This is a genomic window from Photobacterium ganghwense, from assembly GCF_017329545.1.
Taxonomy (GTDB): Bacteria; Pseudomonadota; Gammaproteobacteria; order Enterobacterales; family Vibrionaceae; genus Photobacterium; species Photobacterium ganghwense.
Genome location: NZ_CP071325.1, coordinates 1198737 through 1224847 on the forward strand (window position 1 = coordinate 1198737; position 26111 = coordinate 1224847).

Sequence of the window (26111 nt, forward strand, 5' to 3'; positions counted from 1 at the left end):
TTATTCGTTAGAGCGGTATATAAAGTAGTCAGGTGGGTGGTATTCTGCACACCCTGTTAGCAAAGTAGGCACTTTTTCCCACTTGTGCACGCCAATCATAGCAGGGTGACTTTTTTGCGGCAATCTGCTTTGTAGGCATGTTAGAATGAAACCCATGAAAGATGATAAACCAAAAGTGCAGTTCATCGAGATTTCTGATGATTTTGCAGGCCAGCGAATCGATAATTTTCTTCGGGCGCGGCTAAAAAATGTACCAAAAAGTATGATTTACCGGATTCTGCGTAAAGGGGAAGTGCGGGTAAACAAAAAAAGAATAAAACCGGAATACAAGCTGCAAGACGGGGATCTGGTTCGGGTACCTCCGGTCGTTGTCCCGGAGAGGGAAGAACAGGCGCCGGTCAGTACGAAGCTGGATAAAGTGGCGAAGCTGGAATCATGCATTATCTATGAAGATGATCACATGCTGATTCTGAACAAACCGTCAGGTACCGCTGTGCATGGCGGTAGCGGACTGAAGTTCGGTGCCATTGAAGCCTTGCGTGCGTTGCGTCCGGATGCGCGTTTCCTGGAGCTGGTACACCGTATCGACCGGGATACTTCCGGTATTTTGCTGGTCGCCAAGAAGCGGTCTGCACTGCGTCAGCTGCAGGAGCAGTTCCGCCAGAAAACCGTGCAGAAATATTACTATGCGCTGGTAATGGGCGAGTGGAAGGCTTCGTGTAAAAAAGTGACGGCACCGCTGCTGAAAAATGAGGTAAATAGTATTGTTCGGGTGAACCCGAACGGTAAGCCGTCTGACACCCGTTTTAAAATTATTGAACGACTGGAGCAGGCGACCCTGATTCAGGCGAGCCCGGTAACCGGCCGGACGCACCAAATTCGTGTTCACTGTCAGTATGCTGGGCACCCGATTGCCTGGGATGACCGCTATGGTGACCCGCGTTTTGATGCGTATACAAAGAAGGTGGGGCTAAACCGTTTGTTCCTGCACGCTGCGAATATCCAGTTCACGCATCCTCAAACGGATGAAAAGATGGATATCAGTGCGCCGATGGAGCCGATGCTGGTGAAAGCCATCGAGCAATTGCGCCGAAAATCAGCGTGAGGGGTGGTTGAGCTCCTTTCTGATGTAAGGCTCTGGCTTGTAAGTGGTGTGATTTGCCCAGTTTGGCGTTGTAATGCCAAATCGGTCGTAGGTGGCACTTCAAACACGAACGGCAGCGAAAGCTGCCGTTATTTGTTTGGGGTTTATATCAGTGGTTGACTGACACAACCACAACCACAACCACAACCACAGCCTCAAACCAAACAGGTGAAGCCTAGCCGGATAGGCGAGAGTGGGTGTAATTCGTAGCTCTAAAGGATTTCGATTCCCTGGGTTTGCAGCAGATCGCACAAGGCGATGAGCGGCAGACCGACAAGGGTATTGGGATCTCGCCCGTCTAACCTGTCAAACAGGGCAATACCAAGCCCTTCGCATTTGAAGCTGCCAGCACAGTACAGCGGCTGCTCTTTGGCAACATAGCGGGCAATGGCTTCATCGCTCAGTTGGCGGAAGTGAACATGAAAAGGTTCACAGATAACGCGGCTGTCACCGGTTCGGGCATTAAAAACGCAGAGGCCGGTATAAAAGGTAACCACCTGGCCGCTGGCGTCTTTTAGTTGCTGGCAGGCTTTCTCTTCGGTCAATGGTTTACCGATGATCTTGTCATTGATGACGCAAACCTGATCTGACCCGATGATGATATGGTCAGGATGACTGGCTGCACAGGCTTTGGCTTTCCCTTCGGCCAGACGGCGAACCAACTGCTCAGCGTTTTCGTTGGGCAGAGGCGTTTCATCGCAGTCAGGACTGGCGATAGAAAAGGGCACCTGGAGTTTTTCCAACAGGGCCTGACGAAAAGGTGAAGTCGATGCCAGCAGCAAGGGTTGGGTCATGGCGGGTTTCCGGTTGAAATTGATTGAAGATAGTCTACGTGCCATCAGCATAAATGGCTATATAATGAAGGTGAGTCTGGTGAGAGACTGGTATCTCACCAGGCAGTTGACGGTAATTTGACCGCATTGAATAAACCATAACGGGTCATTCTCTGGCGGGCATTTACCATCAAATTGGCGGAAGTGGTGGTGACGACTGCGCTGCAGGTAAAATGGCACCCTCGAATTAGCTTAAATGCTGTTAATTCGAGCACATTTCCTTTGACTCAAGCTGATTAGAAGGCTAATATTCGCGCCCTATGCAAAAGGTAAAATTGCCGCTTAAAGTTGATCCGGTTCGCGCCGCTCAAAAGAAACTCGATTATGATGGCATCATCAAAGCCGAGTTACTGGAGCGTCTGGCCGAGTCAACACAGAGCGTAACACGTGATGCAAACGTCACCTTATCATTTGACCTGGACCAGCGTCATATTGCATTCATGCGAGGCCGCGCGGATGTGGAAGTGATGCTAACCTGTCAGAGATGTCAGGAAGAATTCAAACACGAATATAGTGTTGAATTCTGTTATAGTCCGCTCCTCAACCGAGAGGGTGCAGATGATTTACCGGAAGCTTATGAGCCGGCTGACGTCGACGAAAATGGTGAGATCAATCTGATTCAAATCGTTGAAGACGAGTTGATTTTGGAATTGCCACAAGTCGCTATGCATGATGAAGCTGACTGCAAAGCCAGCGGAAACATGACTTTTGGTGAGATCCCCGTTGCTGATGAGCGTCCGAATCCGTTTGCAGTATTGAAAAACTTGAAGTAAGTAATTTTTAACAGGAGTAGGGTTAATGGCCGTACAACAGAGCAAAAAATCACGTTCAGCACGTGGTATGCGTCGTTCTCACGATGCACTGACAACTGCAGCTGTGTCTGTAGATTCTGCAAGTGGTGAAACTCACCTACGTCACCACGTGACTGCTGACGGTTTCTACCGTGGCCGCAAGGTTATCAAAAAGTAAGGTTGAGCCTTGAGTGGTCTAACCGTTGCACTTGATGCAATGGGCGGGGATTTCGGTCCTCAAGTAACAGTGCCTGCCTCCGTGCAGGCACTGTTGCAATTCCCGGAGCTTAAAGTCATGTTATTTGGTGATCAGACTTTGATCACATCGCAACTCTCTCTCCTGAATCAAACCAACCATCCCCGTATTAAGATTGTCCATTGTGACAATGTCATCGCCAACGATACCCGGCCGTCACAGGCATTACGCCATAGCCAGGGCTCATCGATGCGGGCAGCGCTTGAGGCGGTTTCAGAAGGTCAGGCAGACGCCTGTATCAGTGCCGGTAATACCGGTGCGCTGATGGCCTTGTCCCGTTATATCCTCAAACAGCTGCCGGGTGTGGATCGTCCCGCACTGGTTTCCGCAATTCCGACCCAAAACGAAACGAAAACCTGGTTACTCGATCTGGGCGCGAATGTGTCATGCGATGCTGATACGCTGTTCCAGTTTGCGGTGATGGGAGCGGTACTGGCCGAGCAGGGGAAGGCGGCGCCACGCGTTGCACTGCTGAATATCGGCGAAGAAGAGATCAAAGGTAATGATCTCGTCAAGCGATGTGCAGAAATGCTGGCGGACGCTAAGGAAATTAACTACATAGGCTATCTGGAAGGGGACCAGCTGTACAGCGGAAAAGCCGATGTGATTGTCTGCGACGGTTTTGTTGGCAATGTAAGCCTGAAAACCAGCGAAGGGGTGGCTAATCTATTTATAAACAATATCCGAAAAGCCATTTCGGACAATCCGTTTAAGCGTCTGGTCGCTAAATGGTTGTTTCGTGACCTATTCGAGAGCCTCAGGCAACTGAACCCCGACCAGTATAACGGCGCGAGTCTGTTAGGATTGCGCGGTATTGTGGTGAAGAGCCATGGAAGTGCTGATATCGCTGCCTTTACCAATGCCATTGGTGAAGCAGTCTGCGAGGTCAAACGGCAGATACCGATAAAAATCAGTGACCGTTTGGAACAAGTCTTACTCGAGAGGCATTATTAGTCTTCATGTATAGCAAAATTTTAGGTACTGGCAGCTACCTGCCGGAACAAGTACGTTCTAATGCCGATTTAGAACAGATGGTCGATACCAGCGATGAGTGGATCGTTGCTCGTACCGGTATTCGAGAGCGTCGCATTGCCGCAGAGGATGAAACTGTTGCGGTAATGGGATATCAGGCCTCCCTGAAAGCCATTGAAATGGCTGGCATTGCCAAGGACGAGATTGACCTGATAATCGTAGCGACTACCAGTGCGAGCCACGCTTTCCCATCGGCGGCCTGCCAGGTGCAAGGTATGCTGGATATTAAAGGCTGCCCGGCGTTTGATATTGCCGCTGCGTGTTCAGGCTTCATCTACGCATTGAGTATTGCCGATCAGCACATTAAGACCGGCATGGCGAAAAACGTGCTGGTAATTGGTTCTGATGCGCTGTCTCACAAGTGTGATCCAGAAGATCGTTCCACGATCATCCTGTTTGGTGACGGTGCCGGTGCGGTTGTTGTTGGTGCCAGTGATGAGCCGGGGATTATTTCTACCCACCTGCATGCTGACGGTCACTTTGGTGGCCTGCTGAGCCTGGCGGTGCCGGAACATGGCCAGACGTTCAGCGACGACAAGTGGCTGTACATGGCAGGTAATGAAGTCTTTAAGGTGGCAGTGACTCAATTGTCAAACCTGGTGAAAGATACGCTGGCTGCTAACAATATGGACAAGTCAGAACTGGACTGGCTGGTGCCTCATCAGGCTAACCTGCGTATTATTTCCGCGACGGCGAAAAAATTATCAATGTCGATGGATCAGGTTGTGGTCACGCTTGATCGCCACGGTAACACGTCGGCGGCGACCGTACCGACAGCGCTTGATGAAGCCGTCCGTGATGGCCGCATCAAACGTGGTCAGACCCTATTGCTGGAAGCCTTTGGTGGCGGTTTCACCTGGGGTTCTGCACTGGTGAAATTTTAAGGCTTAGCCTACCGAATTCGTTTCAATGAGGGAGCCTGTGGGCCAAACGGCACATCTGACGGTCTCCCTCTATTTAGTACTGAATGTTTCAGTCACAAAATAAGGATTCTCGAATGTCTAAATTCGCGATTGTATTCCCTGGTCAGGGTTCACAAGCTGTTGGCATGCTGGCGGAGCTGGCTGAGCAGTTTGAAGTGGTTAAACAGACTTTTGCCGAAGCTTCTGAAGTGTTGGGCTATGATTTGTGGGAACTGGTACAGAACGGTCCGGCTGAACTGCTTAATGAGACTCACCGTACTCAGCCTGCGCTGCTGACATCTTCTGTTGCTATCTGGCGTGTATGGCAGGAGCAGGGCGGTGCCCAGCCTGACGTACTGGCCGGCCACAGCCTGGGTGAATACTCTGCACTTGTTTGTGCGGGTGTGATTGACTTCAAAGACGCTGTCAAACTGGTTGAGCTGCGTGGTCAGCTGATGCAGGAAGCTGTCCCAGCGGGTACTGGTGCGATGTCAGCGATCATTGGCCTGGAAAATGACGCGATTGCGAAAGCGTGTGAAGACGCGGCGCAGGGTCAGGTTTGTTCGCCAGTGAACTTTAACTCTCCTGGTCAGGTGGTTATCGCGGGTAATAAAGAAGCGGTTGAGCGTGCCAACGTACTGTGTAAAGAAGCGGGTGCGAAACGCGCACTGCCTCTGCCGGTATCTGTGCCGTCTCACTGTGCGCTGATGAAGCCTGCCGCTGAGAAACTGGCCGTTGCTCTGGACGAGATCACGTTCAATGCACCGTCAGTACCTGTAATCAATAATGCGGATGTGGCAACGGAAACTGATCCGGCTGCAATCAAGCAGGCGCTGGTGAAGCAACTGTATGGACCGGTTCGCTGGACGGAATCTGTTGAGCGTATGGCAGCAGAGGGTGTGGAATCACTGCTGGAGTTTGGCCCGGGTAAAGTCCTGACTGGCCTGACTAAACGTATCAGCCGTTCACTGGGCGGTTCAGCAGTTAACGATCCGGCGTCACTGGAAGCTGCGAAATAAAAAGCCGCTACATAACAAGCGACTAAAATACTGGGTCAGCCGGGCAGCCTTAGCCTGTGCGGCTGACACCTCAATCCAAGCAAAGAGGAATAACAATGAGCCTGGAAGGTAAAATTGCACTGGTAACAGGTGCAAGCCGTGGTATCGGCCGTGCGATTGCAGAAATCCTGGTTGAACGCGGTGCCACTGTTATTGGTACAGCCACCTCTGAGAAAGGCGCAGAAGCGATCAGCGAGTACCTGGGTGAAAACGGTAAAGGTCTGGCGCTGAACGTCACTTCTCCTGAATCAATTGAAGCGGTTCTGAAGCAGATCAAAGACGAGTTCGGTGAAGTTGATATTCTGGTGAACAACGCCGGTATCACTCGCGACAATCTGCTGATGCGCATGAAAGATGACGAGTGGCAGGACATCCTGGACACCAACCTGACGTCTATTTTCCGTCTGTCAAAAGCGGTTCTGCGTTCTATGATGAAGAAGCGCTACGGTCGCATCATCAGCATCGGTTCTGTGGTCGGCACCATGGGTAACGCGGGTCAGACTAACTACGCTGCAGCGAAAGCGGGTCTGATTGGCTTTACTAAATCAATGGCGCGTGAAGTGGCTTCTCGTGGTATTACCGTGAATGCGGTTGCTCCAGGCTTCATTGAAACTGACATGACTAAAGCTCTGAATGATGATCAGCGTGCGGCAACATTGTCTAATGTTCCGGCTGGCCGTCTGGGTGAACCGCGTGAAATTGCAGCAGCTGTTGCCTTCCTGGCTTCAGATGATGCTGGTTATGTAACCGGTGAAACGCTGCATGTCAACGGCGGCATGTACATGATTTAAACAAAAAAGTTGCATAACTTGATGATGCAGGTCAAACTCAATTTGTTTTCACTGAAAATCGTGGTTTGACCAGCGTGTTGAGTATTGCAACTTTTGCAGTATTGAATAAACTACAGCAAATCGCATTAGCGAATTCTTGTTTTAAGGAAATAGATTAATGAGCAACATCGAAGAACGCGTAAAGAAAATCATCGTTGAGCAACTGGGTGTAGACGAGTCTGAAGTTAAGAACGAAGCTTCTTTCGTTGACGATCTGGGTGCAGACTCTCTGGACACCGTTGAACTGGTAATGGCTCTGGAAGAAGAATTCGATACTGAGATTCCTGACGAAGAAGCTGAGAAAATTACTACAGTTCAAGCAGCTATCGACTACGTTGTTAGCGCATCTGAGTAATTAAAGAACTCCCTCCAGGCGGTCACCATGACCGCCTGATTTTTCTTATGAATCCTGTTTTATCCTCAATTCCCGGAGAAATTAATCGTGTCTAAGCGTCGCGTAGTGGTTACTGGCATGGGTATGCTGTCACCGGTAGGTAATTCCGTTGAATCTTCATGGAAAGCCCTGCTTGCCGGAACTAGCGGTATCAGCACTATTGAACATTTTGATGCTAGCGCATTTGCTACTCGTTTTGCTGGTATGGTCAAAGACTTCAATTGTGAAGATTACATGTCGAAAAAAGATGCACGTAAAATGGATTTGTTTATCCAGTACGGCATCGCAGCAGGCGTGCAAGCATTAAAAGACTCTGGTATTGAAATCACTGAAGAAAATAACGCACGTATTGGTGTAGCTATTGGTTCAGGTATTGGTGGCCTTGGCTTGATTGAAGCTAACCATCAGGCAATGCTGGAAAAAGGACCGCGCAAAATCAGCCCGTTCTTTGTTCCTTCAACCATCGTAAACATGATCGCTGGCCACATGTCTATCATGTACGGTCTGCGCGGTCCGAATATCGCTATTTCAACTGCCTGTACAACAGGTCTGCATAACATTGGCCACGCGGCACGTATGATTGCCTACGGCGATGCAGATGCAATGCTGGCTGGTGGTGCTGAAAAAGCATCAACTCCGCTGGGTATGGGTGGCTTTGCTGCGGCAAAAGCGCTGTCTACTCGTAACGACGATCCTCAGGCTGCATCTCGTCCGTGGGACAAAGATCGCGACGGTTTCGTACTGGGTGACGGTGCCGGCATGATGATGCTGGAAGAATATGAGCACGCGAAAGCTCGTGGTGCGAAAATTTATGCTGAACTGGTTGGCTTTGGTATGAGTGGTGATGCTTACCACATGACTTCACCAAGTGCTGACGGTTCCGGCGGTGCACTGGCCATGGAAGCGGCTATCCGTGATGCGGGTATCAATGCTGACCAAATCGGTTACGTGAATGCACACGGTACTTCTACCCCTGCGGGTGACGTAGCAGAAACGCTGGGTATCAAACGTGCACTGGGTGCTGCGGCTGATAAAGTTATGGTTTCTTCAACCAAATCAATGACAGGTCACCTGCTGGGTGCAGCTGGCTCTGTAGAAGCGATCATCACGGCACTGACTCTGGTTGATCAGGTTGTACCGCCAACAATCAACCTGGATAATCCAGATGAAGGTTGTGATCTGGATTACGTACCAGGCGAAGCCCGCCAAGCGAAACTGGAGTACGCTCTGTGTAACTCGTTCGGCTTCGGCGGCACTAACGGCTCTCTGCTGTTTAAGAAAATCTAACGATAACCTGTTATTATAGTACCTGTTATCATAGTACGGCCTGGTGGTAACCCACCGGGCCGTTTTTTTATCTGTTTTTTCAGCATATTCGCAGGGATTAGGTATGATACTGATCAATGGGAAAGCGGGAGACACGCTCGGTATCTCTGACCGGGCGACGCAGTACGGTGACGGTTGCTTCACCACCATGCTGGTGGAGCAGGGGGCTGTCCGACTCTGGCCGTATCATTTATCCCGGTTGCAACGTACGCTTCAGGTATTGGCGATAGCCGAGCCAGATTGGGAAACCCTAACCCTTGAGGTGGAGCGCCTAGCTGCGCAGTATGCCAATAAAGGTGGTATCAAAATTCTGATAAGCCGTGGTGCAGGTGGCCGGGGCTACAGTCCGGTGGGGTGCCAGCAGACGACGGTAATTGTGTCTGATTTTGCCTGGCCGGTTCATTATGAGCAGTGGCAGGCAGATGGGATCACTCTGGGGGTTTGTCAGCAGCGGCTAGCCTTGTCGCCAATGCTCGCCGGTCATAAGCATTTAAACCGTCTGGAGCAGGTGATGCTGAAACGCGAAGCTGAGCAAAATGGCTGGCTTGATGCTGTGGTACTGGATGTGAATGGTTGTGTGGTTGAGGCAATCGCTTCGAATATTTTCTGGCGCCAGGGAAATGTGGTTTTCACGCCAGAACTGGATATGTCCGGGGTACATGGCGTAATGCGCCGCCATATTATCGAGCTCTGCAAGCAGCTCGGATATTGTTTAGAATTTGTCAAAACACCCCTCGATAACTTGCTTTGTGCAGATGAAGTCTTTATTACTAATGCCCTGATGGCGTTAGTGCCGGTAAATGAAATTAAAGGAAAACAGTTCACTGAGCGAACCTTGCTCAATGCACTGAATAAGAGGTTGTACACGTGCTAAAAAAGTTGCTGATCGCCTGTTTGCTGTTATCGCTGATCATTGCGGGCGGACTGGTCTGGTCGTATCAGCAGGTGAAGTCTTCACTTGATCTGCCGGTGCAGACACCTGAAAACGTCCTGATCACGGTAAAATCCGGAACATCTTTCCGTGGCCTGTTGAATCATTTGGCGGAGGAAAAAATCATTCGCCCATCAACCTGGACTCGCTGGATCCCGCGTCTTGAACCGGAACTGGTCAGGCTGAAAACCGGAACCTATCAGATCACGCCGGTGATGACGCTGCGTGATGTCCTGGCACTGATCGCTTCTGGCCGAGAGCACCAGTTTGCGATCACTCTTATCGAAGGGGATCGTTTTATTGACTGGCAGACCCAACTGACACAGGCGCCATATCTGAAGCATGCCAGCAAAACGATGAGTGAAGCGGAGATTGCCAAAGCTATTGGGGCCTCGGGCATAGAGAAACTGGAAGGATACCTGCTGCCGGAGACATACCATTATACTGCCGGAACATCCGACATTGAGCTGATGCGGCGCGCCTATCAGGCAATGATGTCGCTGCTGGATGAAGCCTGGCAGACCAGGGATCAAAATATTCCGCTGAAATCACCCTATGAAGCGCTGATCATGGCTTCGATTATTGAGAAAGAAACGGCGGTGGATGATGAGCGCGGTGTGGTGTCTTCTGTATTTATGAACCGCCTCAATAAAGGAATGCGTCTGCAAACAGACCCAACCGTGATTTACGGGCTGGGTGAAAGCTATGACGGAAATATCCGTAAGCGGGATCTACGCACCCCGACCCCTTACAACACATATACGATTTTTGGCCTGCCGCCCACGCCAATCGCGATGCCGAGCAAGGCGTCTGTTCTGGCGGCGGTGAAACCGGCTGAAAGCAGCTATTACTATTTTGTGGCCGATGGCAAAGGTGGCCACAAATTCTCCAAAACACTGACTGAGCATAACCGTGCAGTTCGTGACTACCTCAGAACACTAAGTAAATAACAATGACTGGTAAGTTTATCGTAATTGAAGGGCTTGAAGGGGCAGGGAAAAGTACTGCCATCAAGCAGGTTACCCGCGTGCTGGCTGAACATGGGATCTCGGATATCACATCAACCCGTGAACCGGGAGGAACCCCTCTGGCAGAGCAGATGCGTAAACTGGTGAAAGAAGGCCATCCGGATGAGCCGCTGACAGACATGGCTGAACTGCTGCTGCTGTATGCCGCGCGTTCACAGCTGGTGGAAAATGTTATCAAACCGGCTCTGTCTGGCGGTCATTGGGTCGTGGGTGATCGCCACGATATGTCTTCACAGGCTTATCAGGGCGGTGGTCGTGGTTTCAATCAAACCGTCATGGCTCAGCTGCGTGATACGGTATTGGGTGATTTTCGCCCGGACTTTACTATCTATATGGATATTGATCCGGTTGTCGGTCTGGAGCGCGCTCGAGGCCGGGGAGAGCTGGATCGGATCGAAAAGATGAACATTGATTTTTTCCATCGTACCCGTGCCCGTTTTCTTGAACTGGCCGAGCAGGATCCACGTGTTGTTATCATTGATGCTGGTCAGTCTCTGGAGAAAGTGACCGCTGATATTACCGATGCACTCGAGCAATGGCTGGAGCGCCAGTAAGATGTTGTATCCCTGGCAGGAAGGCATTTGGAAAAACTGGCAGCAGTTGCTGGATCAGGGACGCCTCCACCATGCGATTCTATTGGTCGCACCGACAGGCAGCGGGCGTGAGGCGTTAGGGAAACAGCTGGCCAAAACCGTACTGTGCCAGAATGGCATCACAGAGCCTTGTGGAATGTGCCATAGCTGCCGGCTATTTGATGCGGGCACGCATCCGGACTATCACCACCTCGCGCCGGTTGATGGTAAGCAAATCGGGGTTGATGCGATTCGTCAGTGTAACCGTTGGGCTGTTGAAACATCGCAGTTGAGCGGAGAGCGGGTCATACTGATTGAACAGGCGGATGTGATGGGAGAGGCAGCAGCAAACGCCTTGCTTAAAACTCTGGAAGAGCCGCCATCGGGCTGTCAGTTTATTCTGATGGCTACGTCACTGGACAATTTGCTGCCGACTATAAACAGCCGATGCAATAAATGGCGGCTTGCAATGCCGGCTGAAGCGGATACCCGCCGTTGGGTCGAAAGTGCCTTGATGCAAAGTATCCCGCTTGAAACTGTTCGCCTTAACGGGCGAGCACCGCTGGCAACGCTTCAGTTCATCGAGCAGGGGCAGGATATCCGCTACCGTAAATTACTGGAAGCTTTCGCTGGTTTTCTGAACCCGCCTTTCCTCGGTGTATTTGACGTTGCGGGCATGTGTGTTGAAGAAGGGCATCAGAGTTTGAAATGGCTGAGCTATTTCCTGGTGGACTGTCTGAAATGGCAGCAAGGGGTAACAGAGCACCTGATTCACTGTGAATCGCTTCCGTTGGTGCAGCAAGCAGCCGCGACGACAGACCCGATTCTGCTGCAAAGCCAAGTTCGTAAAGTTAATGCACTGCTGCGGCAACTTGAACAACAGACCGGACTGAACCAGGAACTGTTGATTGTCGACTGGCTGACAGGGTTTATGAACCAGCCTTAACATGCGGCCAGACAGACAGACAGACAGACAGACAGACAGACAGACAGACAGACAGACAGACAGACAGACAGACAGACAGACAGACAGACCGCACGCATAGCGTGCAAAGAACCGAATACTGAGGAAAAAACGTGTTAGTAGATTCGCATTGTCACCTGGATAAACTGGATTACGACAAGCTGCATACCGGCATTGATGACGTGCTTGCCAAGGCAAAAGCACGCGGTGTGGATTACTTTTTGTCTGTCGGGGTAACGCTCAATAGTTTCCCTGACATGATGGCGATGATTGAGCCTTACGAGAATGTGTTTGCATCTTGTGGGGTGCACCCGCTGGATATTGAAGCAGGCTTCGATTACGACAAGCTGAAAGAGTATGCGCAAAATGAGCGTGTTGTTGCGATCGGTGAAACCGGTTTGGACTATCACTACCAGCCTGAGCTGGCTGAGCAGCAGAAAGAGGTTTTTCGTCAGCATGTTCGCCTGGCCGTTGAACTGAACAAGCCTCTGATTATTCATACCCGAATGGCTCGCGAAGACACCATGCAGATTCTACGTGAAGAAGGCGCGGAGAAGTGCGGTGGTGTGTTGCACTGCTTTACTGAAAGTCTGGAAATGGCGAGAGAGGCAATTGAGATTGGATTCTACATTTCGATTTCCGGGATTGTGACCTTCAATAAAGCCAGTGATCTGAAACACGTTGTTAGTGAACTGCCGCTGGAATGCTTGCTGGTCGAAACAGATTCTCCGTATCTGGCGCCAATCCCGCACCGCGGAAAGCAAAACCAGCCTGCTTATGTGCGCGAAGTGGCTGAATATATTGCCTTGCTGAAGGGGGTTTCGGTTGAAGAAGTGGAAGCTGTCACCACGAAAAACTTCTTCACACTTTTTTCGCAGGCAAAACAGTAACAGAATAAAAAAGGAGCGTTGGCTCCTTTTTTTTCGTCTTTATTTTATGAGTCAGGCGAAAAATCACCCAGAATAAAACAAGTTACTCAACAAATTTGAAAAATGGCTTCTTAAATGTACAAAAAAGTTGAAATGTAATTTCGTAACGTTAAGTAACATAGCTTACAGTATTGAAAGATAATTACATACTCTTGTGCCCTGTCCGAATTCCTTATTATTTCATATAAAACAGTATCTTATGTTTTGATTTCTTGCTTTTTAACCAATTTTTTCACTGTGATCTATATTTTATTTTGAAATTATATTTCATGGTGCATTGGTAATTTTGATAGCCATCAAGTTATATTTAGCGCCGCATCTTATACTTATGCTGTATTCAAAAAGAGGGTCGTATCGGATACACGACTACGGGGGTAGGTCGCTGATACTGGCCTGATATCTAATTAAAAACCTCACTCAGGAGCACAATATGTTTAAGAACCTTTTTGCTAACCTGCAAAAAGTCGGTAAGGCGCTAATGCTGCCTGTATCGGTTTTGCCGGTAGCAGGTATTCTGTTAGGCGTGGGCGCCGCTAACCTTGGCTTTATTCCAGATATCGTTTCGAATCTGATGGAGCAGGCTGGTGGCTCTGTATTTGGCCAAATGGCCCTACTGTTTGCCGTGGGTGTAGCCCTGGGCTTCACAAATAACGACGGCGTTGCTGGCCTGGCAGCTATCGTTGGCTACGGCATCATGACAGCGACACTGGGCGTAATGGCTACAGTGATGGGCGTAGAAAAGATCGATACTGGTGTACTAGGCGGTATCCTAGTCGGTGGTGTGGCAGCTTGGGCTTTCAACCGCTTCTACAAAATTCAGCTTCCTGAGTACCTGGGTTTCTTCGCCGGTAAACGTGCGGTGCCAATCATCACAGGTTTCTCTGCTATTGCTCTGGGTATCATCCTGTCGTTCGTATGGCCACCTGTTGGTGCGGCGATCGGTGCATTCTCTGACTGGGCTGCTCACCAGAACCCAACCGTTGCATTCGGTATCTACGGTGTGGTTGAACGTTCTCTGATCCCATTTGGTCTGCACCACGTTTGGAACGTACCATTCTTCTTTGAAGCCGGTTCTTGTGTGAACGCAGCCGGTGAACCTCAGAACGGTGTACTGACTTGTTACCTGGTTGCTGATGAAGCTTCTCGTGCTGCGGGTAATGGCTTTGGTCAGCTGGCTGGTGGTTACATGTTCAAGATGTTTGGTCTGCCAGCAGCGGCGATTGCTATCGCTCACTGTGCTAAGCCTGAGAACCGTGCGAAAGTAATGGGTATCATGCTGTCAGCTGCTCTGACATCATTCCTGACTGGTATTACTGAGCCAATCGAATTCTCATTCCTGTTCGTTGCGCCTGTACTGTACGGAATCCACGCACTTCTGGCTGGTTCAGCATATGTCGTGTCTAACCTGCTGGGCTTTGTACACGGTACATCATTCTCTCACGGTCTGATCGACTTCCTGGTTCTGTCTGGTAATGCACAGAAGATGGGTCTGATGATTGCGGTAGGTCTGGTATACGCAGCGATTTACTACACAGTATTCCGCGTAGTAATCACTAAGCTGGATCTGAAAACACCTGGTCGTGAGCTGGAAGAAACCTCTAACGGTGTAGCATCTGAAGGTTCTGACATGGCGAAAGACCTGGTTATGGCTTTCGGCGGTAAAGACAACATCACAAACCTGGATGCATGTATTACACGTCTACGTGTTTCTGTTGCCAAGGTTGAGAACGTTGACCAGGATCGCCTGAAGAAACTGGGTGCAGCCGGTGTGGTTGTTGCAGGTAGCGGTGTACAGGCTATCTTCGGTACAAAATCTGACAACCTGAAATCTGACATGGATGAGTGGATCCGTAATAACTAATACGGCAGTCACTTAATCTGACAGTAAAGACAAAAGGGAAGCTTCGGCTTCCCTTTTCGTGTCTGCGTTCCATGCTCCGTTCACTCACACTATGAGTCTCAGAGGGTTAGGATGATGGCGACCTAGATGGATGTTCTCTTTTCATTTACTCTTTCTGAGGGCTCTTAGACTGCCTGACAGCGGTGTTTGCGTTTTATCAGGCTCCACACACAAGAGTATGCTCCCGCGAGGCTCAATGCCAGGTTGAGACGATTTCATTAGCTTGTTCCTGGATGGGCTGCATGCTGATGAGCGCGACAGGTTTATCGACGAAGCAGTGTGTGGACACCTTGAGTTAACTCAGAGGTTCTGTGTGCTGCGGGTTATCCTTGTCCGCGTCGCTGGTAAACAGACACAAATATCATCAAAAGAAACGTCACCAAAAAAACGAGAGCAATGTGCTCTCGTTCGTTTGGTGTATCCAGAAAGTAACGGTCAGAGCGAAAGGAAAAACAGCATCAACACCGGGACTAACAGACTCAGAATGAACCCGCTAACAATGGCGATAGGGACACAACGGATCCCGCCGCAGTTCTGAATGACCGGCAAGGTAAAGTCCATGGCTGTGGCACCGGCATATCCGATAGCCGTACTGGGGTACCGACGAATCATCAGGGGAATCATACTCAGGGCTACCAGCTCCCGCAGCAGTTCGTTAAGAAAGGCCACGCCACCCATGACAGGTCCCAGGCTGTCACCAATCAGAATCCCCGACAGGGAATACCAGCCAAACCCGGAGGCCATTGCCAACCCATGATTATAAGGCATATCCAGAAAGTAAGCGGCCAGTAGTCCGCCGGGCAGGGAGGTGGCAATGACAGCCAGAGCAATCAAAATGCCTTTCTTGTTCAGCAGAATCTGTTTCAGCGTCATGCCACTGTTGCGTAGCTGGATACCGATCAGAAACAGTAGGATGAGCAGGATAACTTCACTGGCCTGATCAACCCAACTTAAATCAATGCCGCTAACTAAACCGAATAGCAGGCCACCGGCCACCACGAAAATCAGTTTGACGGATTCCAGTATCATTTCCCGGAAAGGCAATTGCTGATGAGTATGCTCGGTAGACGTCGGCAACAGTTTATCGAGAACGGGTAGAACCAACAGGTTGCAACTGCTGATAACCAGAAAAAATACTAAAGTGTAAGTGACTATCTGGCTCAGGTTCTGGCTGATGTTATCCAGCCCCGCGAGACTGAGCCCCATCAGGGTCAGAATAACCAGAATCAGGCGGGTGGTCTGGGTATTAATGAATTCCAGCACCGACGCTTTGTTAACAGGGATCAGGTAGCCAATAACCAGTGGCAGAAAGATGTAAAGCATTCCGGAGAACATGAGGGTCCTTAAACAGTGTTCACGCTGAACTGCACGATAGAATCCATTCCTACCGGCAATAAGCAGATGAGGATGCGCTGCTAAATGCGGCCAGAATCAGCATAAGTTGTAAACAGAGTATGAATTCAACAGCTTATCAGCAAGGCTGAGAAACGGTCAATATGCTTTCTCAGCCTTTCCCGGCTTTATTTCTGCCGGTAGTAGGGTGTGGGGGAGGAAATCAGAAGCCGCTATTTTTAAACACGGTTTTGAGGCGATGGTTAAAGTCGGGATCCGGCAGGTTCGTCAGTTCATAGATTACTTCGGCAGCCGCCAAATCCATCTCGACATGATGCTCATCAATGGCGTCATCATTGTTTTTGAATAACAACAAATAGTGCGCCATGCGGGCAATATCCAGATAGATATGTTCTTTCATCGTGGCACGGTAAGGTGCCGGACGATTTGATGCCACTTCCAGATAATCATCATCAAATCCCCAGTGTTTAAGAATCATCATGCTGGCTTCCTGACAGCTGTGTTCAAAAACGTATTTGGCGATATCCAGGTCCAGATAGTTACCGCCGTCGAGATAGGCTTGGTATTCGTGTACCAGGCTAAATAAACCAATATCGGCAAACAGGCCGGCCAGCAGGGCTTTCTCCGGTTCAACCGCTTTGGGAAATTCAGGGTGAGTTGCCAGACCATTGGCGATGAGTGCCATAGTGGCAGCCAGCTGGCGGGAGCGAATTGCACTTTGTGTCAGTAGTTGATTGCCTTCCTGGCAGAATAAGTGGCGGGTTTTTAATTCTTCAATGGCTTTTGCGGTGATGATGTCTCTGACGCGGTACATCCCCAGTCTGCTGACGGCAGCGTAGATATCGTGGCAGACAATATTACGGCGATTGAACATCATGGTATTGGAGATTTTGATGATGTAAGCCGCAATCCCGGGGTCGTCCAGCAGAAGCTCGGCAATATCGTTCAGCGAGGTGTCTTCGTTTTTACAAAGTTGCTGAAGCCTGATCAAGACATTAGGGATCGGGGGTAAGGTTAATTTATCCTGTTTGATGGCATTTTGGACCAGGCCACAAAATTCTGACTCCAGTCCTTTTACTATCTTGTCGTTTTCAGGTTTTAACCAAAAGAAAGATACATGAGTCATTTGAAATAATAGAAATAGTTTTAACAAGGCTATTCTAGCCATAGTTAATGGTAAGTGACAGAAAAAAAAGATGAAAAAAACCTTTTTAAAACTGCATGAATTATTTTTAGTCAGTCAGGAACAGCTTGTGCAGAAAACGGACGGTCAGGCGCGGGGAATCCTGGGTGATAAGCAGTTGTTTGTAATGTACTTCCAGCGGTAAAACTTCGATCCAACGTTGGCAAACCCAGCATAAATCATCAAACTCCGGATCGGGATAGAAGGCGCCAATTTCCGGCACGGACTGATAGAAAACTTTAAGTTTTTCAGCGAGTTCATTGTCTTTGCTTTCCAGAGGCAAATAGTCCCAATTCGGGAAGTACGTACATTTTGCCCTCATCAATCCATCGTCTTCTACCCGGATCGAAAGCAGCCGAACCTTGTGGGTTCCTTCCAGCGCAATGCTCAGTAAGCCGCCTTCAAGCTGGTCGAAATTGATCACTTTGCAAAGGGTTGCGATAGCCGGAATTTTTTTTACATCGCTATCTTCTTCCATCTCGTTGAGCATACAGACGGCAAATTGACGCACCCCAGCCAACGAATCCTTCAGCATCTGAATGTGCCGTGCCTCGCAGATTGTCACATCCATTCTCCCATCCGGTAACAGATGAGATGAGGAGGGAAAAAGGGCAATTTCTAACGGTTTATCTGTCTCTGGCATACAACGGCTTTATAGTTTGTGGATAAGAAAAAAAGCTAAGAGCTCACTGAATAGTTTAGGTGATCTGTCAGTTTTATGCGGTTGCAGAATAAGGTCGATTTTGTCCCATAACGCTTATTTTTTGGTCCATAATATGTTTGGAATCCCACTTTGAAGTGTTCGCTGTTTCATATGGAAAAAATATGTATAGGGTAGAAGCAAGTCACGATATTGACGCTAAATTGTCCAGCGTTACTGGGGCTTTGCCAGGGAAATAACGTTTAACGGGAGATTTACTGTGCAGGATTTTAAGGAAGAGTTATTTAATTATCTTCACGAATTTGGTGGTTTCGAGAAGCGTTCAATGTTCGGTGGTACAGGTGTTTTTATCAACGGTGCCATGTATGCCATCATCACAGATCGCGCTCTTTACCTTCGTGGTGGTGAACAGCTCGATTCTCAATTAATGGCACAGGGGTGTGAAAGGTTCCGACACGTCAAGCGCAGCACTACCGCTGTAGTGAACTATTACAATGTGACGGATGTGTACCTGCAAGACAAAATCCGCTGTTCTGAGCTGATTCGACACTCAATTGATGTTGCTGTATCAGAGAAGGTGTATAAGTTATCGGATCAGAGTAAGCGCTTGAGAGATTTACCAAATATGCGCCTGACGCTGGAACGGATGGTAAAAAAGGCCGGGATTCCGGATGTCAGCAGCTTCGTGGCGCTGGGGGCAGTAGAGGTGTTTCGTAAGGTACGTCAGAGCCAGGGAAAAGACCTGGATCTGAAGCTGCTCTGGATGTTTGCTGGTGCTATCGACGGTTGTCACTGGACCTTATTGAAAGACGACCATAAGAAGCAGTTATTACGCAGTATTGAATAAGTTATCGCTCTTATTTTTTAACGGAGTCTAAGCCGCCGCCCTTTTGGCGGCTTTTTGTTGTATGATGGAGCGCAAATGGTTTGGTGATAATGACTTATGCGACTTCCACAATTAACCGGTTCGGTGTTGTCAGGACTGCATTGCTTTCTGATTGCTGCCGACCAGATGAGTTTTACCCGTGCAGCCGAGCTGCTGTGCCTGACCCAGAGTGCGGTCAGCCACAAAATCAAGAACCTGGAAGAAACGCTTGGGGTGAAGCTGTTTATTCGTCAGCCAAGAAAATTGGTGTTGACGGACGAAGGTAAACGGCTCAAAGAAGTGGTTGCCCACAATTTCGGTGATATTGCGAATGAGCTGCGGGATCTGAAGACCCTGGATTTAAGCGGTGATCTCAATGTGTCCGTTCCGCCGACCTTCGCCCAGTGCTGGCTGGTCCCACGTTTGAAGTCATTTGTTGAAAAGTACCCGGCGCTTCGTTTCCACCTGCGCACCCGTAATGAGCTGGTCGATTTTCAGACTGAATCGTTTGACTGCGCCATTTATTTCGGTAACGGCAAATATCAGGGACTGCATGTCAGTAAAATTATGGATGAAAGCATCATCCCTGTCTGCAGTCACGAATATGCGGTTGAGCATGGCCTGTATGGTAACCCGGCGAAGCTGTCCTCTTGCCTGCTGTTGCACGATGCGGCGCCGTGGGCCCGTGCCGGCCGCAATGATGAATGGCAGTACTGGGCACAGCAAAATGGCGTGGCGCTGGCGGAAGCGGGTTGTACATTCGATCGTGCAGACTTGGCACTGCAGGCTGCGGAGCGGGGGATTGGCGTGGCGATGGGGCGTGCCTCGTTTGTTACCGAGCAATTGGCTTCAGGTCGGCTGGTGGCGCCGTTTACCCTGTCGGTGACCTCCCCGCAGAGCTATTATCTGGTGTGCCGTAAAGAAATGGCTACTTCGCCGCGGATCAAGGCTTTTATCGACTGGCTGGAAGAAATTAAATAACCGGTGTGAGCCATTACGGCGTCTTAGGCCTGTCAAACGAAGTCTGGCATCAGGTATATGCCATCTGGGGAATGAATGCGACAGGCAAAAAATAGACGCGTTAAAAAACGGGCAAAAAACACCCCGGACTGAGCCGGGGTGTTTTAGACCGGGTAAATCATGCGAGTCGTACGAAATTAACAAGCACTTTAGTTAACAAATGCTTAAGAATACGTACGTGAGGCAATCAGTACTTAAAGCGCGTTGTCACCAGCACCTGATCGCCGTATACATCATTGAAACGGCCGGCAACACCGATAGAAAACAGCTCAGTGGCGTGGAAGCGGCCGTAAACACTGCCGATGGTCTTGTCGTGATCATCAATGTTCAGGTGACCAATCTGGCCGCCAACTTCAAGTTGTGGACCCAGCCACTGACGTACACCGAGGTTCACTTCGATCCCGGTTTTGCCGCCGGAGCTGTCAAACTCGTCTTTATTTTTCACGTTACGGGCTTTCAGCTCACCGGTAACGTCTGCCCAGTTGTTAACTGGCGCGTGGAAACCCACACCGAAAGCGGCATCCCAGTCGCTGTCAAATTCGGTATCAAGGCTACCCAGAATGTGCGCGTTCGGATGGATGGACTTGCTGAAGCCAGCGCCGTACGTCAGCGGGCCAACACCAATGCGGGCTTCCGCATAGTCGTAGCTGAAATTGCTCATTGATGGCGCGTTTTCGGCCTGAGCGGTAGAGATAGAAGCCAGGATTAAACCTGTTGCAAGTAGTATTTTACGCATGTGATTAGTCCAGCAGGGCTAAAAGTGATTGGCATATTTTAAAGGACAACATTGCGCGATCCTAGATTTTTGCCGGACTCTGTTGTTTTTTTACTGTCAAAAAACGTCAAAAAGGGTAAGGAAGTGCTGGTTTTGTGATCCTGCCGTCGCTACAGCGGGTTACGGCGATGATGAAAAAGGGCAGAGCGACCTGATCACTCTGCCCCGAATCATGCCGAGAGTTGGCAGATGCAGTCGTTAAATCAGCTCATTGCCTGAGCGTTCACCTTCTTCAAATTTCTTGATGCTGCTCAGCGTTGACTCGGCGATATTTGTCAGGGCTTCATCGGTGAGGAATGCCTGATGGCCGGTAAACAGCACATTGTGGCAGGCCGACAAACGACGGAACACGTCATCCTGAATCACGTCGTTTGACTTGTCTTCGAAGAACAGATCTTTTTCGTTTTCGTATACATCGACACCCAACGCCCCAATCTTGCTTTCTTTCAGCGCGTCAATGGCATCTTTGGAGTTGATCAGCTCGCCCCGGCTGGTGTTGATGATCATGACGCCATCACGCATTTTCTCGAACGCTGTAGCATCAAGCATGTGGTAATTGTCTTTGGTCATCGGGCAGTGCAGGGTAATAACATCTGCCTGCTGATAGATATCATCCAGCGTGGTGTAAGTGACACCCAACTCAATCGCGGCCGGATTTTCAAACGGGTCGTAAGCCAGTACTTTCATTCCCAGGCCGTTCAGAATACGGATGGTGGCGATCCCGATTTTCCCTGTGCCAATTACACCGACGGTTTTCCCGTGGAAATTGAATCCGGTCAGCCCTTCCAGGGAGAAGTTCGCATCACGGGTACGCAGGTAAGCGCGGTGAATACGGCGGTTCAGGCAAAGCATCAGGCCAACGGCGTGCTCGGCAATGGCTTCCGGAGAATAGGCCGGAACACGTACGACCTGAAGCCCAAGTTCCTTGGCGGCAGCCAGATCGACTTTGTCATAGCCAGCACAACGCATTGCAATCAGACGGACGTTTTCTGATGCCAGCGACTCCAGCACCGGACGGCTGAGATCATCATTCACGAAGGCACAGACCGCATCATAGCCATGTGCGATCCGCGCGGTTTGTTCCGTCAGGTGAAAATCGTAGTAATCCAGTGTATGACCAAAATGCTGGTTAATCTGGTCAAAGGATTTCTGGTCGTATTTCTTGGCGCTGAAAACTGCAACTTTCATCGATCACCTTTTGAGGTTACCTGCCTGATTCATCGTCTGGCAGTGTGTTATCTGAGATACTTTCTGTGATCAAGATAACACTATTATAGTGCCTCGCAAAGTAATGGTATGACAAATAATAACCAATCAGTTATCGGACAAGGAGAGCCTGCGATCGCTGAGTGCCTGCATCACTCGCTGAGTGTCCAGCACTTGAATCCAGGGCATTAAATCTTTTTCATGCTCAATGACATAGGTAGTCAGCTGATCAATAACCACCTGCTTCAGGGCATCCCCGTTCCACGGTTTGGCAATGTAGTAATCCAGGCTGGCATTGTTGACCGCCTGCACGGTTTCTTCCAGCCCGGCCTGACCGGTCAGCAGAACTTTGCGGGCGTCATTGTTTTCTTCCTGGTGGGTGAGCTCAATCAGGAAATCGATACCGGTTTCGCCGGGCATGATGTGATCACATAGGATCAGCGCCAGCGGGATATGATCCGCGATCGACTCGGCGATCACTTCTTTGGCTTCATCGACCGATTCGGCAGCCTCAAGCACAAAGTGGTCTTCAAGATCGCTCAGGTCATGGAGTACGCTGTCGAGCACTTCCCGCTCATCATCCACGCAAAGTATCAGATATTTGTTCATGAGGCCTCCTTCTTAGTGACATCCTCTAAAGGTAACGTGACGATCATCCGTGTGTATTGGCCCGGCTCCGATTCAACCCGGATGGTGCCGTTGTGCTGGTGGATGATTTGCTGGCACACCGACAGGCCAATCCCAAGACCAAAGTTGCCTTCGCGCTTGGTGGTGTAATTGAGTTCAAAAATCTTTTGTTGCTCTTCAGGGGGAATCCCTTTGCCATTGTCTTCGATCACAACCTCAATGGCAGCCTGCTCAGGTTGTGCAGCACCGGGGGCGTTTGGATTCTCGCTGGCGAACGGCTGGCTCAGCCGCGTGATCACCCGAATTTCGCCGGGCTCGGTAATGGCATCCAGCGCATTGGAAATCAGGTTCGTCCAGACCTGTTGCAAGGCAATGGGTTGGCAGGTCAGTGGCGGCAACTGGGCGTATTCTTTGATGAGCGTATGGCGTTTCAGCTTGTTTTCGAAGATGACCAGGGTATCTTCCAGCCCTTCATGGATGTCTACCGAATGCAGGGTTTCATCATCCTGGCGGGCATAGCTTTTAAGGCTTTTCACCAAATCCGCAATTCGTTGGGCACAGACATTGATAGAGCGCAGGAAGTTGCCCATCTGGTAATAGTGTTCCCACTCGCCCATGACCATGGCTAAATCGCCTTTTTGCGGAAGCAACCACTGGTTGAGATGGTCAGCGTCGTCAATGCCCATTTGCACCGCTTTGCGAGCCAGCTGGCGATCGCCGACTGCCGGTTCCAGATCTTTGGCCCGCTGGCGGGTTTCTGAGGTCGACAGAGGGCGGGACTGCATGGCGCGCTGCATGATGATGTGCCCGCGCTCCTGGTTAATTTCGCTGAGCGAGGTGTGGGTTAGTTTACCGATGGTCTGTTTTAACGTATCGCTGCCACGCAGAATGGCGGACACCGGGTTATTCAGCTCATGGGCCACACCAGCAACCAGCTGTCCCAGCATGGCCATTTTTTCTTTCTCAATCAGTTGGTGATAGGCTTCATCGAGCGACTTCAGGGTCTGTTGTAAGCGTAGCTCGGTTTTGATGCTGCCTTGCAGGCGTCGGTTGAAGTTCCTTAACAGCAGGTTGGTAAACAGCGGCAGTAACTCACTGCGTGAGTGCATGACCTTGTTGAAGAGATTACGGTCGAGTTTGATCACCGACGTCTGGCACAGTGTGACCCCGGTTGAGAAGGAGTTTTCCCCGGTCACGAAAGACATACCGCCGACCAGATGGCCGGGACCCACCCGAACCACCTCATGGCGGCAACCGTGTTCGTCTTTTTTGTACAGGGCAACTTCCCCTTCGGTAATGAACCACAGAAAACGGTTGGGCTCACCTTCCTGGGTCAGCAGATGGTGCTCGCTATAAGTGCGGCGGGCACGGTCTTCATCATTACCGGCAAAAAATTCGTGCAGGGCGTCAGACACCTGCTTGGCCAGGCTGGCATCGTCCAGGGTGCTGGTATCCTGAATAAAGCCGGAGCGGAACCGATTCATCTGCCGTTCGATGTGCGCGTTCAGAATACGTCGGTGATCCAGCACCTGGCTGTAGCGCAGCCAGTCTTCATCCGGATGTTTGAGAATAAAACTGGTCAATTCTTTGATCAGCACCTGGCGTAATTCCTGCTGGCTCCAGGGTTTATTCAGGCAATAGTGCAGCCGTCCTTCATTGACGGCCTGCATGATGACGTCCAGCTGCGGTTTGTCGTTGAGCAGCACAGAGCGAGCCTGCTGGCTGGCCGGGTACTGGGCAAGAGCGATCAGGAAATCGACGCCTTTATCGGCACCCAGATCGTTATCGCAGATCACCATCGCAACCCGCTGTCCGCCCTGATCAATGTCTCTGAGTACCTCGTGGGCTTCATTCAGGCTGTAGGCATTGAAAATATCGAAGAGATCCGCAAAGCCGGTCAGTTCCTGATTCAGACGTTCGACGATGCGCGGATCGTCATCGAGGCACACAATTGCAAAATTATTCACCCGTTTGTCCTTTACACTGCGTCACCCTGACGTGTGGTTAAGTGTACCGGAAACCCGGCACTGAGACTGAGAAGCCGATTGCAAACTGACCGGTAAGTGTATGAAGGTCTCAGTTAAGTTAATGATTAGCCATCGATAAATAGACTGTTCACACGGCTGTGTTAGACTCAGTTTTCGACTCTTGGTTACTGGGAATCCAAATACAATGTTGAAGAAAATTGGTGCGGTAGGCGGTGCGGTAGCACTGGTGCTTTGTTGGCCGCTGGCGACGGGTCAGATTGGTGAACGAATCTACCTTGATACACTTGGTCAGTACGACAACCCGTACCTGACCGTCACCAATGACAGCTATGATCGTGGCTACCTGACATCGGAAGTGGTGTCGAAAGTGGTGTTCAAAGATGAGCTGAAAGCCATTTTTGAAGATGAAGGGCTGCCGACGGAATGGTACTTTAAACATCACGTCAGCCATGGCGTGACGGGTATCAGCTCAACCAGCGAACTGATGGTCAACGATGACATTAAACCGGTGATCAAACAGCTGTGGGGAGAGAATGCGATTCCGGTTGCATTTACCACCCAGACCGCGATTACTCGCTCAACCGACTTTACGTTCACCATGAATCCGATCAAAGTGGATAACCTCAATGGTAACCGTGCCGATGTTGCGGCGTTTGTGATGACTGGTAGCGTAAATGCTGATGGGGCCGGCGAATTTTATTACAAACTGCCGACGGCGAGCCTGACGACGGTAGCCAGCGAAGAGATGCAGCTTGAAGGCCTGGAAGGCAGCGGGAAAGGCCGTCTGGACCGCCAGTTCTGGATCGGCAGCCAGAATCTCAGCCTGAACAGCGTCAGCTTTAAAGACCTGTCGGCAGAGAAAAGCGTTGATATCAACCGTATTTCCATCGACATGAATAACGTTCTGTCTGAACCTGCAGAAAAAGGCGCGTCTCCGATCCTGACCAACACCAATCAGGTGACGGTGGGGAACCTGACTTCGCTGGATGGCGAGCAGTACAAAGACTTTAATTTCCAGTTGTCTTTCGCTGGGCTGGATTATCCGGCAATCAGCCGACTGGGAGAGTTGTCTGAACGCTTTGAGCAGCAGATGACAGAAGATCAGGTACGTGAAGCCGCAGAAGCACTGGATGAGCTGGTGGCCAAAGGTCTGACGTTTTCCATCAGCGACCTGAGTGTGATGACACCGCAGGGCAGCGTCAAAAGCCACCTGAGCCTGACGGTTTCCCCGGGGCTGGAGCGCGCTTCTGAAAACATGGCGCGTATCGCCGAGAATGTCACAGGTGACATTCAGCTTAGCCTGCCGGTTGAGTTGGTTGAGGCTGACCCGGTACTGAGCGAGCGTGCTACTATGATGGAGCAAAGCAGCATCGTTGAGCGTAACGAGACCCACTATCTGCTTAATATGAAGATTGATGGTGACAAGATCATTCTGGCATCCGGCGATCAGTTGCCACTGGCTATGTTGTTTATGCTATTCATGTAATGTAAAGCATGTAAATCCCTCGTTCTTGCCGCAAAATCGGCATTAAAAACGGGTTCT

26 protein-coding genes are annotated in these 26111 nt (G+C 50.1%); 18 read left to right on the forward strand and 8 right to left on the reverse strand.

Features of this window, described 5'->3' with window-relative positions:
- Window positions 1-154 precede the first annotated feature (154 nt).
- Window positions 155-1105 carry a 23S rRNA pseudouridine(955/2504/2580) synthase RluC gene (gene rluC / locus FH974_RS05755; RefSeq protein ID WP_047883392.1) on the forward strand — a complete coding sequence of 317 codons (951 nt, stop codon included), beginning with the start codon at window positions 155-157 and terminating at the stop codon, window positions 1103-1105.
- Between the two features lie 251 nt (window positions 1106-1356).
- Here the strand turns inward: rluC and FH974_RS05760 are convergent, their stop codons facing one another.
- The gene (locus tag FH974_RS05760; protein ID WP_047883393.1) at window positions 1357-1938 is read right to left on the reverse strand and encodes a Maf family protein; all 582 of its coding nucleotides are present in this window, start codon (window positions 1936-1938) and stop codon (window positions 1357-1359) included.
- A gap of 299 nt (window positions 1939-2237) precedes the next feature.
- On the opposite strand from FH974_RS05760, the gene yceD reads away from it, so the two are divergent.
- The 14 genes from yceD to ptsG all read left to right on the forward strand — a co-directional run bounded on the left by yceD (window position 2238) and on the right by ptsG (window position 14851).
- The gene (yceD, locus tag FH974_RS05765; protein WP_047883394.1) at window positions 2238-2750 is read left to right on the forward strand and encodes a 23S rRNA accumulation protein YceD; all 513 of its coding nucleotides are present in this window, start codon (window positions 2238-2240) and stop codon (window positions 2748-2750) included.
- Window positions 2751-2775: 25 nt separating this feature from the next.
- Window positions 2776-2946: a 50S ribosomal protein L32 gene (rpmF, locus tag FH974_RS05770; RefSeq protein WP_047883395.1), complete on the forward strand. Its 171-nt coding sequence runs from the start codon at window positions 2776-2778 to the stop codon at window positions 2944-2946.
- A gap of 9 nt (window positions 2947-2955) precedes the next feature.
- Window positions 2956-3978 (forward strand): phosphate acyltransferase PlsX, encoded by a 1023-nt coding sequence (gene plsX / locus FH974_RS05775; protein ID WP_084712426.1) that lies wholly within the window; start codon window positions 2956-2958, stop codon window positions 3976-3978.
- Between the two features lie 5 nt (window positions 3979-3983).
- The gene (locus tag FH974_RS05780; RefSeq protein WP_047883397.1) at window positions 3984-4940 is read left to right on the forward strand and encodes a beta-ketoacyl-ACP synthase III; all 957 of its coding nucleotides are present in this window, start codon (window positions 3984-3986) and stop codon (window positions 4938-4940) included.
- Between the two features lie 113 nt (window positions 4941-5053).
- Window positions 5054-5977 carry an ACP S-malonyltransferase gene (fabD, locus tag FH974_RS05785; RefSeq protein ID WP_047883398.1) on the forward strand — a complete coding sequence of 308 codons (924 nt, stop codon included), beginning with the start codon at window positions 5054-5056 and terminating at the stop codon, window positions 5975-5977.
- A 95-nt stretch (window positions 5978-6072) separates the two neighbouring features.
- Entirely contained in the window at window positions 6073-6807 is a 735-nt protein-coding gene (gene fabG / locus FH974_RS05790) for a 3-oxoacyl-ACP reductase FabG (protein WP_047883399.1), read from the forward strand.
- Between the two features lie 157 nt (window positions 6808-6964).
- Window positions 6965-7201, forward strand: a complete 237-nt coding sequence (gene acpP, locus FH974_RS05795; protein ID WP_047883400.1) for an acyl carrier protein — start codon at window positions 6965-6967, stop codon at window positions 7199-7201.
- Window positions 7202-7288: 87 nt separating this feature from the next.
- Window positions 7289-8527, forward strand: a complete 1239-nt coding sequence (fabF, locus tag FH974_RS05800) for a beta-ketoacyl-ACP synthase II (RefSeq protein ID WP_047883401.1) — start codon at window positions 7289-7291, stop codon at window positions 8525-8527.
- Window positions 8528-8630: 103 nt separating this feature from the next.
- Entirely contained in the window at window positions 8631-9440 is an 810-nt protein-coding gene (gene pabC, locus FH974_RS05805; protein WP_047883402.1) for an aminodeoxychorismate lyase, read from the forward strand.
- Window positions 9434-10447, forward strand: coding sequence for an endolytic transglycosylase MltG (gene mltG / locus FH974_RS05810; protein WP_047883403.1), 1014 nt, complete (start codon window positions 9434-9436; stop codon window positions 10445-10447). Before pabC ends, mltG begins: the two co-directional genes overlap by 7 nt.
- A 2-nt stretch (window positions 10448-10449) precedes the next feature.
- On the forward strand, window positions 10450-11079 hold the full coding sequence (tmk, locus tag FH974_RS05815; protein ID WP_047883404.1) for a dTMP kinase: 630 nt from the start codon (window positions 10450-10452) through the stop codon (window positions 11077-11079).
- Window position 11080: 1 nt separating this feature from the next.
- Window positions 11081-12043, forward strand: a complete 963-nt coding sequence (holB, locus tag FH974_RS05820; protein ID WP_047883405.1) for a DNA polymerase III subunit delta' — start codon at window positions 11081-11083, stop codon at window positions 12041-12043.
- 131 nt (window positions 12044-12174) lie between these two features.
- On the forward strand, window positions 12175-12951 hold the full coding sequence (locus FH974_RS05825) for a TatD family hydrolase (protein WP_047883406.1): 777 nt from the start codon (window positions 12175-12177) through the stop codon (window positions 12949-12951).
- Between the two features lie 469 nt (window positions 12952-13420).
- Window positions 13421-14851 (forward strand): PTS glucose transporter subunit IIBC, encoded by a 1431-nt coding sequence (gene ptsG / locus FH974_RS05830; protein WP_047883407.1) that lies wholly within the window; start codon window positions 13421-13423, stop codon window positions 14849-14851.
- Window positions 14852-15325: 474 nt separating this feature from the next.
- Here the strand turns inward: ptsG and FH974_RS05835 are convergent, their stop codons facing one another.
- From FH974_RS05835 to FH974_RS05845, 3 genes are all read right to left on the reverse strand, one after another.
- Window positions 15326-16225, reverse strand: a complete 900-nt coding sequence (locus tag FH974_RS05835) for a LysO family transporter (RefSeq protein WP_047883408.1) — start codon at window positions 16223-16225, stop codon at window positions 15326-15328.
- Window positions 16226-16445: 220 nt separating this feature from the next.
- The gene (locus FH974_RS05840; RefSeq protein ID WP_047883409.1) at window positions 16446-17369 is read right to left on the reverse strand and encodes an HDOD domain-containing protein; all 924 of its coding nucleotides are present in this window, start codon (window positions 17367-17369) and stop codon (window positions 16446-16448) included.
- Between the two features lie 106 nt (window positions 17370-17475).
- Complete coding sequence (locus FH974_RS05845) at window positions 17476-18069, reverse strand: LON peptidase substrate-binding domain-containing protein (RefSeq protein ID WP_047883410.1); 594 nt, start codon at window positions 18067-18069, stop codon at window positions 17476-17478.
- Between the two features lie 277 nt (window positions 18070-18346).
- On the opposite strand from FH974_RS05845, the gene FH974_RS05850 reads away from it, so the two are divergent.
- Both FH974_RS05850 and dsdC read left to right on the forward strand, forming a co-directional pair.
- The gene (locus tag FH974_RS05850) at window positions 18347-18934 is read left to right on the forward strand and encodes a TfoX/Sxy family DNA transformation protein (protein WP_047883411.1); all 588 of its coding nucleotides are present in this window, start codon (window positions 18347-18349) and stop codon (window positions 18932-18934) included.
- A gap of 96 nt (window positions 18935-19030) precedes the next feature.
- Complete coding sequence (gene dsdC, locus FH974_RS05855) at window positions 19031-19933, forward strand: DNA-binding transcriptional regulator DsdC (RefSeq protein ID WP_207103559.1); 903 nt, start codon at window positions 19031-19033, stop codon at window positions 19931-19933.
- A 226-nt stretch (window positions 19934-20159) separates the two neighbouring features.
- On the opposite strand, the gene FH974_RS05860 is transcribed toward dsdC, so the two are convergent.
- The 4 genes from FH974_RS05860 to FH974_RS05875 form a co-directional block, all read right to left on the reverse strand.
- Entirely contained in the window at window positions 20160-20708 is a 549-nt protein-coding gene (locus FH974_RS05860) for a hypothetical protein (protein ID WP_047883413.1), read from the reverse strand.
- A 237-nt stretch (window positions 20709-20945) separates the two neighbouring features.
- On the reverse strand, window positions 20946-21935 hold the full coding sequence (locus FH974_RS05865; RefSeq protein ID WP_207103560.1) for a 2-hydroxyacid dehydrogenase: 990 nt from the start codon (window positions 21933-21935) through the stop codon (window positions 20946-20948).
- Between the two features lie 126 nt (window positions 21936-22061).
- A complete protein-coding gene (locus tag FH974_RS05870; RefSeq protein ID WP_047883415.1) occupies window positions 22062-22562 on the reverse strand; it encodes a response regulator in 501 nt (166 codons plus the stop codon).
- Window positions 22559-24547, reverse strand: coding sequence for an ATP-binding protein (locus FH974_RS05875; protein ID WP_047883416.1), 1989 nt, complete (start codon window positions 24545-24547; stop codon window positions 22559-22561). The genes FH974_RS05870 and FH974_RS05875 overlap by 4 nt, the downstream gene beginning before the upstream one ends.
- A gap of 205 nt (window positions 24548-24752) precedes the next feature.
- Here FH974_RS05875 and FH974_RS05880 point away from each other — a divergent pair, with 205 nt between their 5' ends.
- On the forward strand, window positions 24753-26054 hold the full coding sequence (locus FH974_RS05880; RefSeq protein WP_047883417.1) for a DUF945 family protein: 1302 nt from the start codon (window positions 24753-24755) through the stop codon (window positions 26052-26054).
- Window positions 26055-26111: the final 57 nt, after the last annotated feature.

What these genes read in the sequence shown, in the direction of transcription:
- yceD (WP_047883394.1), top strand. Translation starts at nt 2,238, where the DNA reads ATGCAAAAGGTAAAATTGCCGCTTAAAGTTGATCCGGTTCGCGCCGCT.
- pabC (WP_047883402.1), top strand. Translation starts at nt 8,631, where the DNA reads ATGATACTGATCAATGGGAAAGCGGGAGACACGCTCGGTATCTCTGAC.
- dsdC (WP_207103559.1), top strand. Translation starts at nt 19,031, where the DNA reads ATGCGACTTCCACAATTAACCGGTTCGGTGTTGTCAGGACTGCATTGC.
- FH974_RS05780 (WP_047883397.1), top strand. Translation starts at nt 3,984, where the DNA reads ATGTATAGCAAAATTTTAGGTACTGGCAGCTACCTGCCGGAACAAGTA.
- ptsG (WP_047883407.1), top strand. Translation starts at nt 13,421, where the DNA reads ATGTTTAAGAACCTTTTTGCTAACCTGCAAAAAGTCGGTAAGGCGCTA.
- FH974_RS05845 (WP_047883410.1), bottom strand. Translation starts at nt 18,069, where the DNA reads ATGCCAGAGACAGATAAACCGTTAGAAATTGCCCTTTTTCCCTCCTCA.
- FH974_RS05860 (WP_047883413.1), bottom strand. Translation starts at nt 20,708, where the DNA reads ATGCGTAAAATACTACTTGCAACAGGTTTAATCCTGGCTTCTATCTCT.
- FH974_RS05865 (WP_207103560.1), bottom strand. Translation starts at nt 21,935, where the DNA reads ATGAAAGTTGCAGTTTTCAGCGCCAAGAAATACGACCAGAAATCCTTT.
- rluC (WP_047883392.1), top strand. Translation starts at nt 155, where the DNA reads ATGAAAGATGATAAACCAAAAGTGCAGTTCATCGAGATTTCTGATGAT.
- fabD (WP_047883398.1), top strand. Translation starts at nt 5,054, where the DNA reads ATGTCTAAATTCGCGATTGTATTCCCTGGTCAGGGTTCACAAGCTGTT.
- FH974_RS05760 (WP_047883393.1), bottom strand. Translation starts at nt 1,938, where the DNA reads ATGACCCAACCCTTGCTGCTGGCATCGACTTCACCTTTTCGTCAGGCC.
- rpmF (WP_047883395.1), top strand. Translation starts at nt 2,776, where the DNA reads ATGGCCGTACAACAGAGCAAAAAATCACGTTCAGCACGTGGTATGCGT.
- FH974_RS05835 (WP_047883408.1), bottom strand. Translation starts at nt 16,225, where the DNA reads ATGTTCTCCGGAATGCTTTACATCTTTCTGCCACTGGTTATTGGCTAC.
- FH974_RS05870 (WP_047883415.1), bottom strand. Translation starts at nt 22,562, where the DNA reads ATGAACAAATATCTGATACTTTGCGTGGATGATGAGCGGGAAGTGCTC.
- holB (WP_047883405.1), top strand. Translation starts at nt 11,081, where the DNA reads ATGTTGTATCCCTGGCAGGAAGGCATTTGGAAAAACTGGCAGCAGTTG.
- acpP (WP_047883400.1), top strand. Translation starts at nt 6,965, where the DNA reads ATGAGCAACATCGAAGAACGCGTAAAGAAAATCATCGTTGAGCAACTG.
- FH974_RS05840 (WP_047883409.1), bottom strand. Translation starts at nt 17,369, where the DNA reads ATGACTCATGTATCTTTCTTTTGGTTAAAACCTGAAAACGACAAGATA.
- fabG (WP_047883399.1), top strand. Translation starts at nt 6,073, where the DNA reads ATGAGCCTGGAAGGTAAAATTGCACTGGTAACAGGTGCAAGCCGTGGT.
- tmk (WP_047883404.1), top strand. Translation starts at nt 10,450, where the DNA reads ATGACTGGTAAGTTTATCGTAATTGAAGGGCTTGAAGGGGCAGGGAAA.
- FH974_RS05880 (WP_047883417.1), top strand. Translation starts at nt 24,753, where the DNA reads ATGTTGAAGAAAATTGGTGCGGTAGGCGGTGCGGTAGCACTGGTGCTT.